Raw genomic sequence first — 16,265 nt, forward strand, 5'->3', positions numbered from 1 at the left:
CATGACACAGACATCAAGTTTGGTAGAGCTAACGTCTAAACCGACAAAACATTTCATTTGGAAGGTCTCCTTTCAATTGGATTTGGAAGTTTTCTTGACTACTGTAAGGTTCCCCAGAAACACCTTGCACCAACAGCCTCGCATAAGAGAATTCTAGTCACTGGCTCAGCTGCCGCCTGTACCCTACTAGGTACAGAAGTGAGCTTAGTGGAAACAGCTAGTGTGTTGGAAGTAGGGACAAGGCTTGGGTAACAGACTTTAAAATGAAGTCTAAGCAACAAGGAGAGAAAGAAACAACCATGAGTCCATTCCATGACTCTATTGTTCTGGAAAACCTTGCAATAGTCAAGCTATAAAATTGTTAACACTTGGGATTGAAAATCCCCATAAACTTATTTTACGAGGAGAGAACTTATGTCTGCTAAATTCCCTATTCATACAATTGAAAGCGCCCCAGAAAATCTCAAAGAAAATCTGACGGCTGTCAAAAAAAAATAATGGTGGTTATATTCCAAATCTTATCGGTCTTTTAGCTAATTCACCGACTGCCTTGGAAACCTACCAGACAGTTGGGGCCATTAACCGCCGAACCAGCCTGACTGCAACTGAACGTGAAGCTGTTCAGATTACAGCAGCCGTAGCCAATGGCTGTGCCTTTTGTGTTGCCGGACATACTGCAGTTTCCATTAAGCAGGTCAAAATTCCCCAAGATGTTCTGGAGGCACTCCGTAAAGGAACACCAATTGACAGCGATCCTAAGCTCAATACGCTGGTTAAATTTACCTTGGCTATTATCCATAACAAAGGTAAGGTCGGCGACCAAGCCTTAGATGATTTCTTTGCAGCAGGCTACAGTCGAGAAAACGCTCTGGATGTCGTACTCGGCGTCAGCCTCGCAACTTTGTGCAATTATGCCAACAATCTGATCAATACCCCAATCAATCCTGAATTACAGCCTTATGCTTTATAAAGAAATAGGCAAAAAGAGAGAACGAGTATGACAGAATTTTCAAAAGAATTTACGACTTGGCTGGAAAATCATGCAGAAGAACTGGACCAAAACTCCGGAACATTGGCAGACAGCCTGCTGGAGCGCATTGCTAAAGAAGAGGTTTTTAAAATCGGTGTCCCAAAAGAACTGGGAGGTAGCGGAGGAAACCAATCAGCTGTCATTGAAGCCTTGACAGAATTAGGCAAACAGTCACTGACTGCCGCCTTTATTTCTTGGGGACACAGAACCTTTATCGAAAATATTTTAGCAAGCAGCAATCCCTATCCACGTACTGTCTGGCTATCTGAACTCATAACAGGACAACGCGCCGCCGGAACAGGACTGTCCAATGCGGTTAAATTTTTATCCGCCATCGAAGAACTCAATGTTACTGTTATCGAAAAAGGAGATAACTACTATTTGCAAGGTCGGCTGCCCTGGGTGACGAATCTGCGTTCTGATCGTTTTGTGGCTGTCTTTGCGGCTGGTTTTGAAAATAGCAGCCAAAAGCCAATCATTGTGGCAGTTCCTTCAGAGACTGATGGTTTAAAACGTTCAGAAGATTTGGAATTTGTAGCGCTTCAAGGATCTAATACAGCTGCATTGACTTTTGACAGGGTGCCGCTGGATAAACGCTGGATCCTATCTTATGACGCTCAAGACTTTTTGGCTCAGACACGGCCAGCTTTTCTGGGTTTTCAATTCGGTATGGGGTTGGGCTTAACAGAACGGGCATTGGCTGAAGTGGAACAAAGTCTAGATAAAGGCCGTTCAGTTTTAACTAAGGACTATACTGATGCGCTGGATCGGCTGAGGCGGCTGAAAAGCACCCTCTATTCCGGCTTAGACAAAGAACATTATTTTGTTGAGCACCCTAAAGAGCTTTTTCAGCTGCGGATTGATATCGTAGATTTAGCGTCTACAAGTCTTCTGTTAGAATTGCAGTCTGGCGGCGGCCAAAGCTACTTCCGCCATTCTTCTTCCAGCTTTATCCGGCGCTGGAATGAAGGAGCTTTCCTGCCTATTGTCTCCCCGAGCGCTGTGCAGCTGCGGCACATTTTAGCTCATTAATTTTTATAAGCCGGCAGGGACAGTGTTGCTTAAATGCTGCCCCTGTTTTTTATCTGAGTTAAAGGAGACTCTATGGTTCATTTCATCAAAAAAATCCCCTTAGCATTAGCAGGACTGATTTTAGGCATAATAGCTCTGGGCAACCTGTTTGCTGGGATTTGTCCGCCTGTCAGATTCTGGATTTTTGGATTTACCTTACCGCTGTTAGTCCTTCTCTTCTTACGCCTAGTGGTGACCAGAGAGAATCTGAGAAAAGAATTTTCCTCTCCGGTTACTGCTTCCGGCTTTGCAGCCCTCTTGATGGCTTTATCATTTCTGGTGAACGCCAGTCCCTTTAACATCGCAATCCGCTGGATTTTATGGCTGTTGGTTCTAATGCTTTATTTACTTTATATTGCTGCTTTTAGCTTTAAATTTGTTCTTTCCCGAAACTTAGCTTTGGTTTATCCCAGTTGGGTGATTGTTTATGTGGGGATTGCAGCAGCTAGTACCGTTCCGCCCCTTTTTCCGGCAATAACAGCAGGCTGGTGGATTTGGGTTGGAGCTGTCATCGGATATCTCCTGCTGATGCCGGTGATTTTTTACCGTCTCTTACGGTTTGGTATCGAAAAAGCGTATTATCCGACTTTGATTATTTTAGCAGCCCCCACTTCTCTCTTGCTGACATCTTACTTAAATCTAAGTCCACATCCTAATCGCTTCTTCGTTATCGGTCTCACCCTCTTAGCACAGTTTCTCTATGCTTTGGTTTTAGTTAGGCTCCCTAAAATTCTAGCTCAAAACTTTACCCCGCTGTATGCTTCAGTGACATTTCCCCTAGTCAACTCGGCTCTTGCTCTGCGGCTGAGTCTGGCCGAACTCGCTGTCAATCACCTTTTTTTCAGTATTTTAGCTGATGGCCAGGCAATTATCGCAGTTCTAAGTGTTGTATATGTAAGCTATGGCTACTTTAGATTTTTTCTGAAAATAACTGAGGCTAAAGACAGAAACTCGTGCTCACTATAGAATTCTCTCTTTCTAAAAACGATTTCTGTCTTGGTGGGGATTTCCACATTTCCAGTTCGAAACAGAGCCGCAAAATGCAGAAAGCCTGACTTCTATTAAAGAAGCAGGCTTTTTTATCTTAAGTTTTTTGAACTAATATTTCCAAACAGAAAAGTACCGGTTTTAATGGTGTGCTCCCTGTCCGGAAAAGACAAATCTTACATTTATTTGGCTTTCAAAGCTGACAGAACTTGAGTGCGAATATCCTCTACTCCGTCAGGTTTGCTAGGTAAAAAGAGTGTTTGATTACCGGCTGCCGCAAACTGATTTAGAGTATCAAGATATTGGTTAGTCAACAGAATAGACATAATCTGCTCTTCTGTCATCCCGACATTAGCCAGCTTTAGTTCCTGAATTGATTCTGCCAAACCATCGACAATTGCCTTACGCTGCTGAGCAATACCAACACCATGCAGGCGATCTTTTTCTGCCTCAGCTTCTGCAGCTGTAACAATCTTAATTTTATCGGCATTGGCCAGTTCCTGAGCAGCAACACGTTTCCGCTGAGCAGCATTAATCTCATTCATGGACTGTTTAACTTCTGCGTCAGGTTCAACCTTGGTAATCAGCGTCTTGACAATAAGATAGCCGTATGTTGACATTTCCTCTGCGACCTGATGCTGAACCTCTAAGGCTATTTCATCCTTTTTCTCAAACAGTTCATCCAATGTCAGCTTTGGCACTGAAGAACGCAGAGCATCTTCAATGTAGGACTTAATCTGAGCTTCCGGCCTCATCAGTTTGTAATAAGCATCTGTCACATTCTGCTCATTAACCCGATACTGTGTGGCAATGTTCAAAGTAACAAAAACATTATCCTTCGTTTTGGTCTCAACTACAATTTCAGACTGCAGCAAGCGCAGCTGAATTCGTGCGGCAATCTTATCAATACCAAAAGGCAGACGGACATGGATCCCGCTGCTAGCTACCCCCTGATACCTCCCAAAACGCTCAATAATAGCAACAGACTGCTGCCGAACAACATAAAGCGTACTGCCAATCACTATGAGAAAAATAAAAAACAAAAATAAAATAAAAAATAAAGCAAACACCCTAAAACCTCCTCCAACAAGATACAAAGCCCGTTTAAAAATCCGTATGAAAATAGGGGGTGGCAAGTGATGCTGGCATCACGCTGACAGCCATCTTTTTCACTAGGATTTTAGGGCGTGTTCAGTTCCAACAAGATACAAAGCCCGTTTAAAACGCAAAAGGAAAATGACGGTAAGTCCGAAATCTTTGATTTCGCAGACGCCCCTCTGCCAAGACGGCTAGAAGGGTGCGGTCGGCTGACAGGACGATAAAGCCTTCAGACGGCTACGGCTGGATAGTAATGAAATCAGCACTCAGCTTGACTAGTCTTTTCCTGCAGCGTTTAGGGCGTGTTCAGTTCATCAAGATACAAAGCCCGTTAAAAGAGCAAAGCAAAAATAGGAAAATTGACGAAGAGTCGCTAAGACTCTAGGAAATTTTATCTTTTTTGCACAGCGTTTAGGGCGTGTTCAGTTCATCAAGATACAAAGTCCGTGAAAAGAGCAAAGCAAACATGGCGGTAAGTCCGAAATCTTTGATTTCGCAGACGCACCCCTGCCAGGACAGCCAGGGAGTGGGACAGAACCCAGACTATAGAGTTTGATTTCCATCCCCTCAGAGCCCGGCAGACATTTTAAAACTTTGAAAAAGTGAATAAAATGGCGCTAGACTGCTGCTCGTCTATTGCTCAGGCCGTAACTTAAAGACCAGCTTTTTTTATCCCAGTATCAGACGGCTACCTATGTATTTGTTGTCCCATTCAGATAATACAATTATAGTTTTTTTCCTGTTTTTGTCAAGGAAAAACATGAAAATATAAGGAAAAGCTTTCGAAAATGTCTGCTTCCTGAAAGGAAAGCACAATGAATACCGAATTGGCTGCTGCTGCGAAAATGAATCTACACAAGCATATTATAGAGGCTTTCGTTGCCATGTAAATTAATATAAGATGGGTCAAAGGCTGACAGCCGTTCGATAAGTGCAGCGTAATCAGCCTTATCCCCCAAAGTAATTCCAATCAGCACCGGTCCCGTTCCTTTGTTTGCCCGTTTGATATATTCAAAACGTGTGATATCATCGTTTGGCCCCAGAATATTATTGACAAATTCCCGAAGAGCACCCGGCCTTTGCGGAAAATTGACCACAAAATAGTGCTTAACGCCGTCATAAATCAGGGCACGCTCTTCCATCTCCTGCATGCGGTTAATATCATTATTTCCTCCCGAAATAATGCAGGCAACGGTCTTCCCTTTGATATCATCTTTCATGACTTCAAGTGCTGCTATAGCAGCAGCTCCTGCTGGTTCCGCAATAATCCCCTGTTTAGAATACATGTCTATCAAGGTTTCTGAAATCAAGCCCTCATCCACCCCAATCAGTTGATCAACATATCGTCTGGCTGCTTCATAGGTAGTGCTGCCGACCTTTTGCACAGCAATACCATCCGCAAATTTATCAATGTGTTCCAATTTTACCGGGTGTCCTTTATCAAAAGCTGCCCTCATACTTCTGGCACCGCTTGCTTCCACACCGATAACGGTCATATCAGGAGCCACATCTTTAAAATAAGCCGCTACCCCTGAAATCAAACCGCCGCCTCCAACAGGAACAAAGACACTGTCAAAGCTGACACCATCGGCTTGAGCCTGCTCATAAATTTCATAAGCTACCGTCCCTTGCCCAGCCTGAACATTGGGGTCATCAAAAGGATCAATAAAAGTCATACCTTCAGCTTTAGTATAATCCAATGCAGCCTGAGCAGAAGCATCAAAAGTATCTCCCACTAGCTTTGTCGTCACATAAGGACCGCCAAAAAACTGAACCTGTCCAATTTTTTGCTGCGGTGTTGTGACCGGCATAAAAATCGTAGCCGGAATTTTCATTTCATGACAGGTAAAGGCAACACCCTGAGCATGGTTACCGGCACTGGCGCAGACTACTCCTCTGCTTTTTTCTTCTTCTGAAAGCTGAGAGATAGCATAGTAGGCCCCGCGAATTTTAAAAGATCGGACTTTCTGCATGTTTTCTCGTTTTAGGTAGACTGTTGCCCCATACTTTTCTGATAAATAACGGTCAAAATCTAATGGTGTTTTTTCGACAACATTTTTCAAAATATTATGGGCTTTTCGAACATCTCGGGCAGTTATCATCTTCTATCCCCTTTTTTCACAATTTTCAGTTAATTTATTATAGCAAAAAAGCACTAAAATGCATAGTGCTTTTAAAAAGGACAAATAGATTCTTACGGGTAAGGCCGCTTGGCCTTTTGTTATTTCTTTGCCGAAAAGAAGGCGGTCAGAGAATCTTTTTCTTTTTAGCCATTTTGCTGATTTTAATTTCCAAAATACCTTTATAAGACCGCAAATTATCCATAAGAATTTTATCGGTCGTCTGGGGTTTAAAATGAAGCAAATATTCTAATTCGACAGTATTTTTTTGAGGAAGGGATTTTAGGGAAAGACACTCTGTCTCGCGGCAAAATTTGTTTAAAAAACGTTCTAACTTTGTCTCATAATCCTCTTCATCTGCTACCAGCAGAGAAAGCTGGCGTCTTGTATGACTGACAGAGCCAAAGCCAAACGTTTCAAAAAGGAATAAAACAGCTGACAGAAAGCCTGTAAAAGCAACTGCTAAAAAGAGATAGCCCATACCAACAGCAATTCCGCTGGCTGTTGCCATAAAAATAGCCAGCAGTTCTTTAGCTCCTCCGGCAGCAGAGCGAAAACGAATCAGACTGAATGTTCCCGCTACTGCCACACTGGTCCCGAGATTGCCGTTGACCATCAATATAATCATAGCAATAAGACTTGGGAGAAGAGTCAAAGTAACAACAAATTCTTTGGTATAAAGAGTCTTATGTCTGTAAGCGGTAGCCAAGAGCAAACCTAAAAGCAAACTGGTTAATAAGGCCAGCAGTAAAACTGAAGGCGAAAAATGAGCCTGTGTCTGCGAAAAAACATTGTTAAATAAATCATTGAACAAGAGCACTCACCTCTTTTTGATCATCAATTTGTCTGCGGTAAGCGGTAGCATATTTTGAAAACGACTGCTCCTCAATTTGGTATTTTTCTAAAATAGCAGCCAGCCATTGCGGCATAGCATCTGATACTTTGATTTCCATAATCAGCTGACCTTCTTCAAGCAGAGGCTGACCGTAGTTTCCCGCTGTTAAGGACACATTTTCTGTACGATAGAGCAAATCTTGGTCAATAGTCAGACGTATTTTTCTGCTTTTAATTCCTCTAAGGGAATGGCGTTTGTAGGAAATATACATCATCGGTTGCAGCTGACCATAACGAAGTCGTAAAAGATGCAGTTTTTTGGTCATTTCAATGTCCGCTGTTGTGTTGTCAACCAGACCGTTTGTAACATAATTCATAATGGACAAAGGGTTTGAAATCAAACGAAATTTGTAACCGACATCCAGCTTCTTTTCCTTAATTTCTAAAAAGGCTTGGCTCTCTTCATTAGGCCGTTCTTCATAGGTACGCATCCTTACTTTTTCCCGATTATGTAAGTGCGAGATAGAATCTTGGATCATCTGAAAGTCCTTATTGTCAAAATAAACATTGCTGATGGTTGAAGCCGGATAATCATCGGCAATTAAATAGTCCTGCCATTCTTCCTGCAAAAGGGCTAAAACTTCTTTTGTCAGAATATACTTTGTTTCGATACGTTTAAACTGAGTCTGAGTTTTCTTAGTTTTCATATTGAACCTCCTTATTCTACTTTTGTAGAATGTTAACCAAAAATAAAAGATGCCATCATTAATTCTACATCTGTCGTTTATAACTATATTCTACAATTGTCTTACTTAAAAGTCAAGTAAAAAATACAAGTTCCTCTTCAGCCGATAAAATAAGGAAAGCCAGCCATTTGAGATTTCGCTCCCTATCAAAATATCAGGCAGGAAGAGACAAAAAGCAGATGGCAAGCTAGAAATCAAATATTTCAGGCTTGCCGTCTGCTTAGATTATATATCAGCAATCCAGCTTCTGACTAAAGAAAATTATCAGTCATCGTCATAATCATCATCGTAATCTTCCAAATCATCATCATCGTCATCGCTGTCTCTGTCACTTGCTTCTGCCTGGACAGTCTCAGCAGACGGCTGAAGAGATGCTTCTTGATCTGGTGACTCCGGAAGGGCAGATGCTGTGTCCTGACTGCTTCCCGAAGAGGAAACAAAAGGATCCGTTTCTGCCTCAGAATTGCTGTCTGACTGCTTTTCTTCTGTTTTTGAAGATGCTGCTGTATCATCAGAAAAGACCGTTTTTAATGTTTGGCTGCCTGTACCTGATAGTTGCTGGCTGGTCAGCGCAAAAACTGAGCCGGAGCCAAGCAGTGCCAGAAACAGAAAAAATGTCAGGACGGGCGATAACATTTTCAAGGAACGGCCGCTTTCCATAATCGTCAAAATACGCCGGCGTAAGTTAAATTTATTAGAGTAAAAGCAGGTCGTCAAAGGACCTAATTCCCTTTTGCTGCGATCAACCATCGTCAAAATTGTCTCACTGTAAAAGAAGCGAAAATCATTCTGATGACGGTGCAGAACGGCATCGTCACAATAAGCTTCTGCAGCTTCCTGCATTTCTTTACATGCAAAACGCACAATAGGATTGAACCAGTGAAGCGTCAAAATCACTGCTGTTAAAAGATTAGTATATAAATCATGATGCTTAAAGTGGGTAAGTTCGTGCTCAAAGATTAAATCCAATTCTTCATCTGTATAGGCTGTTTCAGGCAAGATGATAGTCGGCCGACGAAAACCAGTTAACATAGGGCTCTTAAGAGTCGGGCAGACAAGCAGCTCAATGGAAGCCCTAATGCCTAATGATCTCCGGCTGCTTTCCAGACGTTTTTTTATAAGGTCGTCGGTAACTGGCTGCCCCCAATGTTTCAGCATTTGTCTAAAACGATAATAAGCCAGAATCTGCCGGCTGACTGTCCAAAGGCAGCCAATAAGCCAAATAAACAATAAGAGAAAAAGCCAGAAAGAAGGCGACAGACGGCCCCAAAAATCCGACCTAGAGACTGAATCCGAAGCAGTTGTGTAGGCCACTGAACGGCTCCCCGGCAGAGACTGGAAAGGAACTTCCAGAAGCCCTTGCCCAAAATGAGGGCGAAAAGGGAAAATCAGACCCAGCAGAATAAACAGCCAGAGAAAATATTTTGTCACTGCTGACACCCTTGTTTTTAAAGCGAACAATGCCACGCTTAAAAGCACAATAAGAAAAGACGTCAGAAGATTTACCATTATTAGTGAGAATATTCGTTCATGCATCCTAATCACCTGCTTTTCTTTCCTGTATCAAATGATTGATATCATCCAGGTCCGCATCAGATAACTGATGGGTTGAAAAGAAAGACTTCATTAAATTCCCGAACGACTGTCCTTCATAGCGCTCGAAGAAATGGCTGGCCTCTACCTCCATATACTCATTTTCTGAAACAAGGGCAGTATAGAGACGTTCCCGGCCCTGCCGTTCACTGCTTAGAAACCCTTTCTCTATCAGCCGAGCTAAAATAGTCAGAAGTGTCTGACGCTTCCAGTGATTATCATCTCCCAAAGCAGTAATAATCTGTGAAGAGGTCACCGGATTGGGTAAATGCCAGATAGCTTTCAAAACCGTAAATTCCGCATCCGGCAAACGCTTCATTGATTTCATAAATACCCTCCCACACCAAGATACAAAGCCCGTTTAAAAATCCGTATGAAAATAGGGGGTGGCAAGTGATGCTTGCATCACGCTGGCAGCCATCTTTTTCACTAGGATTTTAGGGCGTGTTCAATTCACCAAGATACAAAGCCCGTTTAAAGCTCACAGCAAAAATAGGAAAACTGACGAAGAAACTTCGGTTTCTAGGAAGTTTTATCTTTTTTGCAAAGAGCTTAGGGCGTGTTCAATTACCAAGATACAAAGCCCGTTTAAAAATCCGTATGAAAATGACGGTAAGTCCGAAATCTGTGATTTCCAGCCCCCTCACTCTCCCTTTTCTAGGTTCGGGCTGAAATCATCCACTGGATGATTTCACTGCACAGCTCTTAGGCCGTGTTCAAATTCACCAAGATACAAAGGCCGTGTTTTACTTTCATCTTTATTCTACAATTGTCATACAAAAAAGTCAAACTATAAAAGCAGATAGCAGATAAAGTCTTTTTTATAAAAACAGCCGCAAAATCTGCATGATTTGCGGCTGTTTTTGGCAAAAGATTGGTTAATAGCTGTTTAAACCCTGTTCTTTTTAGACCGTTTATTCAGAAAAATCAGTTATAGATGGCAAATGCATCGTCATCGTCCTGCCCGACAAAAGGCATGGCTTGACGCAGTTCTGCACCGACTTTTTCAATCTCTAAATCAGCTGCTGCTTTGCGGTAGGCTTCCAGACGAGGACGGCCGGCCTTATAGTCCTCAACAAATTCTTGAGCAAATTTGCCGGACTGAATATCAGCAAGAACAGCCTTCATGTTTTCCTTAACTTGCTCGGTAATGACACGCGGTCCTGACACATAATCACCGAACTCAGCTGTATTGGAAATAGACTGACGCATTTTTTTAAATCCGCCTTCATAAATTAAATCAACAATCAGCTTCATTTCATGCAGAACTTCAAAATAAGCCAATTCCGGAGCATAGCCTGCTTCTGTAAGAACTTCAAAGCCTGTTTCAATAAGAGCAGTTAAACCGCCGCAGAGAACAGCCTGTTCGCCAAACAAGTCTTCTTCAGTCTCTTCTTTGAAGGTCGTCTCAAGCAGGCCGACACGCGCCGCTCCGACACCTTTAGCCCAATCCATTGCGATATCTTTAGCATTGCCGGTAGCATCCTGATATACCGCATAGAGGGCAGGAACCCCGAATCCTTCTGTATAAGTCCGGCGAACCAAATGTCCGGGACCCTTAGGTGCACACATGAACACATCTACATCGGCAGGAGCTTTGATATATTCAAACAAAATATTAAATCCATGGGCAAAGCCAAGTGCATTGCCAGCCTGCAGGTTTGGAGCAATTTCGGAAGCATAAAGGTCAGCTTGAATTTCATCCGGTGCCAAAATCATAATCACATCAGCCAACTCGGTTGCCTGGGCCACCTCATAAACAGCAAAACCATCTTCTTTGGCTTTATCAAATGACTTACCGGACCGAACACCGATAATAACATCATGACCGGAATCGCGTAAATTCTGCGCATGAGCATGACCTTGCGAACCATAACCGATGACTGCAATTTTCTTTCCTGTAAGAGCTGCTGTTTTAACATCTTTTTCATATTCCATTGTTACTGCCATAATATATCTTATCTTCTCTTTCTAAAATTATTTTTTATCTAAAAACTGACTCAAGAAAAATCTCTTGAAAAGCCGGTCGCTCCTGTGCGGGCAAGATTCCGAATACCATAAGGCTTGACAACACGGAGAAGGGCTTCAATCTTTTCAGCATCTCCAGTCATCTGAATCGTAATCGACTTGGGGGCAACATCAACAACACTGGCGCGGAAGGGCTGAATAATAGCTAAAATTTCTGCCCGCTTGGCGGCTGGAGCGGAAATTTTAATCAGGATCACTTCTCTCTCCAGATGCGGAATATCTGTAATATCACGAACACGTACAACATCAATCAAGCGATTCAGCTGCTTAATAATCTGCTCGACTTCTTCCAAAGTCTCCACATCAATAATAATGGTAATCCTGGAAATATCAGGCTCATCTGTATGGCCTACCGAAATAGACTCAATATTGACCTGACGGCGTGAAAGAACACCTGTAAAGCGATTCAGGACACCTGTTGAATTTTTCAACCTGGCTGTTAACATTCTACGCATTGAACCTCACCCCCAGCATTTCATTATTGGCCTTACCGCTCGGAACCATCGGATAAACATGCTCGCGGTTCGAAATAGTGACCTCAATCAGCATCGGCTTGTTTTCCAGAATGACCTGCAAATCCTCTTCCAAGTTTTGAGGGTCAGAAAACTTATAGTGAGCAAGCCCATAAGCCTCTGCCAGAAGCTGAAAATTCGGTTCATCATCGAAAGTAGACTCACTGCGGTGCTCATTATAAAAAGATTCCTGCCATTGCCGAACCATACCAAGAGAATGGTTATTAACCAGAACCACTTTAATAGGAACACCGTAACCGTTGAGAATCGCTAATTCCTGATTGGTCATCTGAAAACCGCCGTCTCCGACAAAAAGAATAACCTCCTTATCCGGATTGGCTAATTTTGCACCGATGGCTGCCGGAATCCCAAATCCCATTGTTCCCAGACCGCCGGAAGTGATAATCTGGCGCTCCTTCTTAAAAGGATAATACTGAGCAACCCACATTTGATGCTGACCAACATCAGTTACGACAATAGCATCCCCCTTTGTCAGCCTGCCGATTGTCTCAATAGCATGCTGCGGCTTAATCACTTTGTCATCAAAATCATAGCCGAAAGGTGCTTTCTTCTTATTGGCCAAAACCTGCTCGGTCCAGTCCTCATGTCTGGTACTGACTGTCTCGAAACTCAAAAGCAGCTCTAATGCTTTTTTGGCATCTCCAACAACCGGGATTTGCGTTTTAACAACTTTGCCAATCTCAGCCGGATCGATGTCAATATGGGCAACAACTGCATTTTTAGCAAAAGTAGCTGGATTCCCTGTCAAACGGTCAGCAAAACGTGAACCGAAATTAATCATGAAATCGCACTGTGTCAAGGCCATATTTGACGCATATGAACCGTGCATCCCGCCCATACCGAGCGACAGAGGGTGATTGGCAGGCATAACTCCTAAACTCAGAAGTGTTGAAACAACCGGAATATTATAGCGTTCAGCAAAAGCCTGCAGCTCTTTGGCAGCCCCGGCATAATTGGCACCGCCGCCGGCAATAATTAAGGGCTTTTTCGCTTTTCTCAGCTGCTGCAGAATTTTTTTCACCTGCAGGCCATTAGGTTCAACAGTCGGCTGGTAGCTGGGCAGATTGAGGCTGGGATCGTAGTAAAAATCTGTTTGCTTTGCTGCAATATCTCTGGGCAAATCAATCACAACCGGTCCCGGACGTCCGGTCGTTGCGATATGAACAGCTTCGGTCACAATACGCGGAATATCTGCTACATCGCGTATTTGGTAGTTATACTTAGTGATAGGCATGGTCACACCGATAATGTCAGCTTCTTGGAAAGCGTCCTTACCTATACCGGGAGTTGCGACCTGACCAGTAAAAACAAGCATAGGGACACTGTCTCCCATACCGTCAGCAATCCCTGTAATAGCATTTGTTGCTCCCGGACCGCTCGTCACCAAGGCTACACCTAACTTCCCTGTCGATTTGGCAAAGCCTTCAGCTTCATGGAGCGCACCCTGTTCATGACGGGCTAAAATATGGCGAATGCCTTTAAAACTGTAAATGGCATCATAAAGCGGCAAAACAGCTCCACCGGGATAACCGAAAATTGTTTCGATTCCTAAACTGGCTAGGGTTTCCAAAACTAATTCAGAGCCATTTTTTTTCTTTTCTAATTTAATTTCTTTCACACGCTCCTCCTTTGCAGGTACTCCCTGAAATTATCGAAAAATTCAAACACCTTGTGTCTATCATACCACTTTTAGAAAATAAAACAAGCTGGGACTGAAAAATAGCCAGTCTTTACTGTGTTTTGCCCATCTCCTCTTATTTCTACGGTGTTGCTGCCTGAACAAGCAGACTGTCTTTTCAACAAAATCTTATACCCATGTTACCATATTGAAAAATATTGTCAATAGAATTTTCTGAAAATTTTGATTTTGTACTTTCGCTGCACCATGCTGCGCTTACAGGCAGTTAAAAAGCCTTGATTAGGCAGCAGGCTGCTTTTTTACAGCAAAAAAGAGCATCGCAAACAATGCCCACTTAATCTTTTCTTAAAAACTTATACTGCTGACAGTAAAAGCTGTCAGAATTTCTTCCGACAGCTTATTCTATGATAAAGTCAACATTATTCTGCACTCATCAGATATGGGTAAACAGGCTGGCCTCCTTGATGAATTTCAACTTCAAGATCTGTATAACGGTCTTCAAGATAGGCCGCTATTTCTTCCGCTGTCGCCTCTTTGCCATCTTCACCGACATAAATAGAAACGATTTCGCTGTCCTCATCAATCATATGGGCAAAAGTTTTTTGCAGAAGGGCAGTCATATCTGCCTCAGCCGCCACAATACGGCCATCCACCATTCCTAAATTGTCGTTTTTATGGATCTCAATACCGTCAATGCTGGTATCCCGGACTGCAACAGTCACGCTGCCGCTGACAACATCGTTTAAGGCAGCCGACATAGCCTGTGTATTCTCATCAAGCGTTTTTTCCGGATTAAAGGCTAAAAGACTGGTGAACCCTTGAGGGATAGTCTTGCTGGCGATAACAGAAGCAGGAATGCCAACAAGCTCAGCCGCCGACTGAGCAGCCAAAACAATATTTTTATTGTTTGGCAAAATCAATACCTGCTTAGCGTTCACCGCTTCAATCGCCTTGACAATATCTTCTGTTGACGGGTTCATTGTCTGACCACCGGAGATAATGTAATCAACCCCTTGAGACTTAAAGATTTCTGCAATTCCTTCACCGGCAGCAACAGCTAACAGGCCGTATTCCTTAGGCCCTTCTGATACTGAATCAGATGACCGCATTTCTTCTTTCTCGACCTGAGCCTCGTGCTGACTGCGCATATTATCGACTTTTACTTTGACTAAGGCGCCGTATTTCAGTCCCTCCTGCATAACAAGACCGGGATCTTCGGTATGGACATGCACCTTAACGATATCATCATCATTAACAACCAGCAGAGAATCGCCTAAACCGCTCAGATAACCTTGGAACTCATCGTAATTAAACTCTTTAACATAAGTCGGACCCTGTTTTAGAGCCACCATAATTTCTGTACAGTAGCCAAAAGTAATATCATCTGTGGCCACATGGCCGGCAACAGATTGGTGATGAGCAGCATTAATCATCTCTGACATATTGGCAGGGGTAGCCTGAAAGTCCTCTGAAGCAATATACTCACCAGTAAGCGCAGCCAGAAAGCCTTCATATATAAAGACTAAGCCTTGACCTCCCGAATCAACAACACCGACCTCTTTTAAGACCGGCAGCATTTCCGGCGTTTTTGCCAGAGCCCGCTTAGCACCGTCAAGAGTCGCCTGCATCACTGCGATAGCATCATCAGTCTCCTCGGCTTTTTTCAACGCTCCGGCTGCTGCCCCTCGGGAAACCGTCAAAATAGTCCCTTCGACAGGCTTCATTACAGCTTTATAAGCCACTTCTACTCCTGCCTGAAAGGCCAAGGCCAAATCTTTTCCTGTCAGTTCTTCCTTATCACGAATGGACTGACTGAATCCGCGAAAGAGCTGTGATGTAATAACTCCGGAATTGCCGCGCGCTCCCATCAAAAGGCCTTTGGCCAAAATCTGACCCACTTCACCAACTGTTCCGGCAGGCTTATCAGCAACCTCTTTTGCACCGTTATCCATAGTCATCCCCATATTCGTCCCGGTGTCACCGTCCGGAACAGGGAAAACATTGAGAGAATTAACGTACTCCGCTTGTTTTCCCAGACGAGTGCTTGCAGCCTGAATCATCTCTTGAAATAAACTTGTTGTAATATTTGACACTAATCTTCTCCTACAACTTTGATATTTTGGATATAAACATTTACTGTATCAGCCGAGAGCCCTAGCTGCTTCTCAAGGTTAAATTTCACACGTTCCTGAATATTTTTGGAAACTTCACTGATTTTTACACCATAGCTCATCACAGTATAAACATCAACTGTGATACCTGTTTCCGTAGATTTAACAACGACACCTTTTGCATAATTTTCTTTACGCAGGAGTGCCTGAAAGTTATCCTTTATCGCACTCTTGCTAGCCATTCCGACAACACCGAAAATTTCTGTTGCTGAACCTCCGACAACAGTTGCAATAACGTCATCAGATAGTTCAATTTGACCATCTTTTGTATTAATTTTTACAGTCATCCGTGACTACCTCTCAAGTTTTTATCAGTTTATTTTATCATATTATAGTCCGCTTGTAAAAAAATATCCTGCCTCAGCCGGTAAAATACTCCTGTCCCAAAAAACAATCAAGCTGCTGCTGGGCTTCA

At 43.0% G+C, this 16,265-nt stretch carries 13 protein-coding genes and 1 pseudogene; 3 read left to right on the plus strand and 11 right to left on the minus strand.

The annotated features are described in order from the left end of the window. The first annotated feature begins 414 nt into the window (after nt 1–414). The 3 genes and pseudogenes from AB3329_RS08765 (at nt 415) to AB3329_RS08775 (ending at nt 3,067) form a co-directional block, all read left to right on the plus strand. Nucleotides 415–970 (plus strand): annotated as a pseudogene (locus AB3329_RS08765) (carboxymuconolactone decarboxylase family protein). A gap of 27 nt (nt 971–997) precedes the next feature. Beyond that, nucleotides 998–2,062, plus strand: coding sequence for an acyl-CoA dehydrogenase family protein (locus AB3329_RS08770; RefSeq protein WP_368395584.1), 1,065 nt, complete (start codon nt 998–1,000; stop codon nt 2,060–2,062). Between the two features lie 72 nt (nt 2,063–2,134). Beyond that, nucleotides 2,135–3,067: an SLAC1 family transporter gene (locus tag AB3329_RS08775; RefSeq protein WP_368395586.1), complete on the plus strand. Its 933-nt coding sequence runs from the start codon at nt 2,135–2,137 to the stop codon at nt 3,065–3,067. A gap of 203 nt (nt 3,068–3,270) precedes the next feature. On the opposite strand, the gene AB3329_RS08780 is transcribed toward AB3329_RS08775, so the two are convergent. The 11 genes from AB3329_RS08780 to AB3329_RS08830 all read right to left on the minus strand — a co-directional run bounded on the left by AB3329_RS08780 (nt 3,271) and on the right by AB3329_RS08830 (nt 16,137). Next, nucleotides 3,271–4,158, minus strand: coding sequence for an SPFH domain-containing protein (locus AB3329_RS08780; RefSeq protein WP_368395588.1), 888 nt, complete (start codon nt 4,156–4,158; stop codon nt 3,271–3,273). 879 nt (nt 4,159–5,037) lie between these two features. Next, entirely contained in the window at nt 5,038–6,288 is a 1,251-nt protein-coding gene (gene ilvA / locus AB3329_RS08785) for a threonine ammonia-lyase IlvA (RefSeq protein ID WP_368395590.1), read from the minus strand. A gap of 145 nt (nt 6,289–6,433) precedes the next feature. Continuing rightward, nucleotides 6,434–7,120, minus strand: a complete 687-nt coding sequence (locus AB3329_RS08790; RefSeq protein ID WP_368395592.1) for a DUF4956 domain-containing protein — start codon at nt 7,118–7,120, stop codon at nt 6,434–6,436. Beyond that, nucleotides 7,110–7,847 (minus strand): polyphosphate polymerase domain-containing protein, encoded by a 738-nt coding sequence (locus tag AB3329_RS08795; protein WP_368395594.1) that lies wholly within the window; start codon nt 7,845–7,847, stop codon nt 7,110–7,112. The genes AB3329_RS08790 and AB3329_RS08795 overlap by 11 nt, the downstream gene beginning before the upstream one ends. 303 nt (nt 7,848–8,150) lie before the next feature. Next, entirely contained in the window at nt 8,151–9,422 is a 1,272-nt protein-coding gene (locus AB3329_RS08800) for a M56 family metallopeptidase (RefSeq protein WP_368395596.1), read from the minus strand. Between the two features lies 1 nt (nt 9,423). Next, nucleotides 9,424–9,807 (minus strand): BlaI/MecI/CopY family transcriptional regulator, encoded by a 384-nt coding sequence (locus AB3329_RS08805; protein WP_368395598.1) that lies wholly within the window; start codon nt 9,805–9,807, stop codon nt 9,424–9,426. Nucleotides 9,808–10,406: 599 nt separating this feature from the next. Further along, nucleotides 10,407–11,429 carry a ketol-acid reductoisomerase gene (ilvC, locus tag AB3329_RS08810; RefSeq protein WP_368395600.1) on the minus strand — a complete coding sequence of 341 codons (1,023 nt, stop codon included), beginning with the start codon at nt 11,427–11,429 and terminating at the stop codon, nt 10,407–10,409. A 50-nt stretch (nt 11,430–11,479) separates the two neighbouring features. Further along, nucleotides 11,480–11,962, minus strand: a complete 483-nt coding sequence (ilvN, locus tag AB3329_RS08815; protein ID WP_368395602.1) for an acetolactate synthase small subunit — start codon at nt 11,960–11,962, stop codon at nt 11,480–11,482. Continuing rightward, nucleotides 11,955–13,658, minus strand: a complete 1,704-nt coding sequence (locus AB3329_RS08820) for an acetolactate synthase large subunit (protein ID WP_368395604.1) — start codon at nt 13,656–13,658, stop codon at nt 11,955–11,957. Before AB3329_RS08820 ends, ilvN begins: the two co-directional genes overlap by 8 nt. 440 nt (nt 13,659–14,098) lie before the next feature. After that, the gene (locus AB3329_RS08825; protein WP_368395606.1) at nt 14,099–15,772 is read right to left on the minus strand and encodes a DAK2 domain-containing protein; all 1,674 of its coding nucleotides are present in this window, start codon (nt 15,770–15,772) and stop codon (nt 14,099–14,101) included. Continuing rightward, nucleotides 15,772–16,137: an Asp23/Gls24 family envelope stress response protein gene (locus AB3329_RS08830; RefSeq protein WP_368395608.1), complete on the minus strand. Its 366-nt coding sequence runs from the start codon at nt 16,135–16,137 to the stop codon at nt 15,772–15,774. Before AB3329_RS08830 ends, AB3329_RS08825 begins: the two co-directional genes overlap by 1 nt. Nucleotides 16,138–16,265 lie beyond the last annotated feature (128 nt).

It is taken from the genome of Streptococcus huangxiaojuni (assembly GCF_040930515.1).
In the GTDB taxonomy this organism is placed as follows: domain Bacteria; phylum Bacillota; class Bacilli; order Lactobacillales; family Streptococcaceae; genus Streptococcus; species Streptococcus huangxiaojuni.

What these genes read in the sequence shown, in the direction of transcription:
- AB3329_RS08770 (WP_368395584.1), top strand. Translation starts at nt 998, where the DNA reads ATGACAGAATTTTCAAAAGAATTTACGACTTGGCTGGAAAATCATGCA.
- AB3329_RS08775 (WP_368395586.1), top strand. Translation starts at nt 2,135, where the DNA reads ATGGTTCATTTCATCAAAAAAATCCCCTTAGCATTAGCAGGACTGATT.
- ilvA (WP_368395590.1), bottom strand. Translation starts at nt 6,288, where the DNA reads ATGATAACTGCCCGAGATGTTCGAAAAGCCCATAATATTTTGAAAAAT.
- AB3329_RS08795 (WP_368395594.1), bottom strand. Translation starts at nt 7,847, where the DNA reads ATGAAAACTAAGAAAACTCAGACTCAGTTTAAACGTATCGAAACAAAG.
- AB3329_RS08800 (WP_368395596.1), bottom strand. Translation starts at nt 9,422, where the DNA reads ATGCATGAACGAATATTCTCACTAATAATGGTAAATCTTCTGACGTCT.
- AB3329_RS08805 (WP_368395598.1), bottom strand. Translation starts at nt 9,807, where the DNA reads ATGAAATCAATGAAGCGTTTGCCGGATGCGGAATTTACGGTTTTGAAA.
- ilvC (WP_368395600.1), bottom strand. Translation starts at nt 11,429, where the DNA reads ATGGCAGTAACAATGGAATATGAAAAAGATGTTAAAACAGCAGCTCTT.
- ilvN (WP_368395602.1), bottom strand. Translation starts at nt 11,962, where the DNA reads ATGCGTAGAATGTTAACAGCCAGGTTGAAAAATTCAACAGGTGTCCTG.
- AB3329_RS08830 (WP_368395608.1), bottom strand. Translation starts at nt 16,137, where the DNA reads ATGACTGTAAAAATTAATACAAAAGATGGTCAAATTGAACTATCTGAT.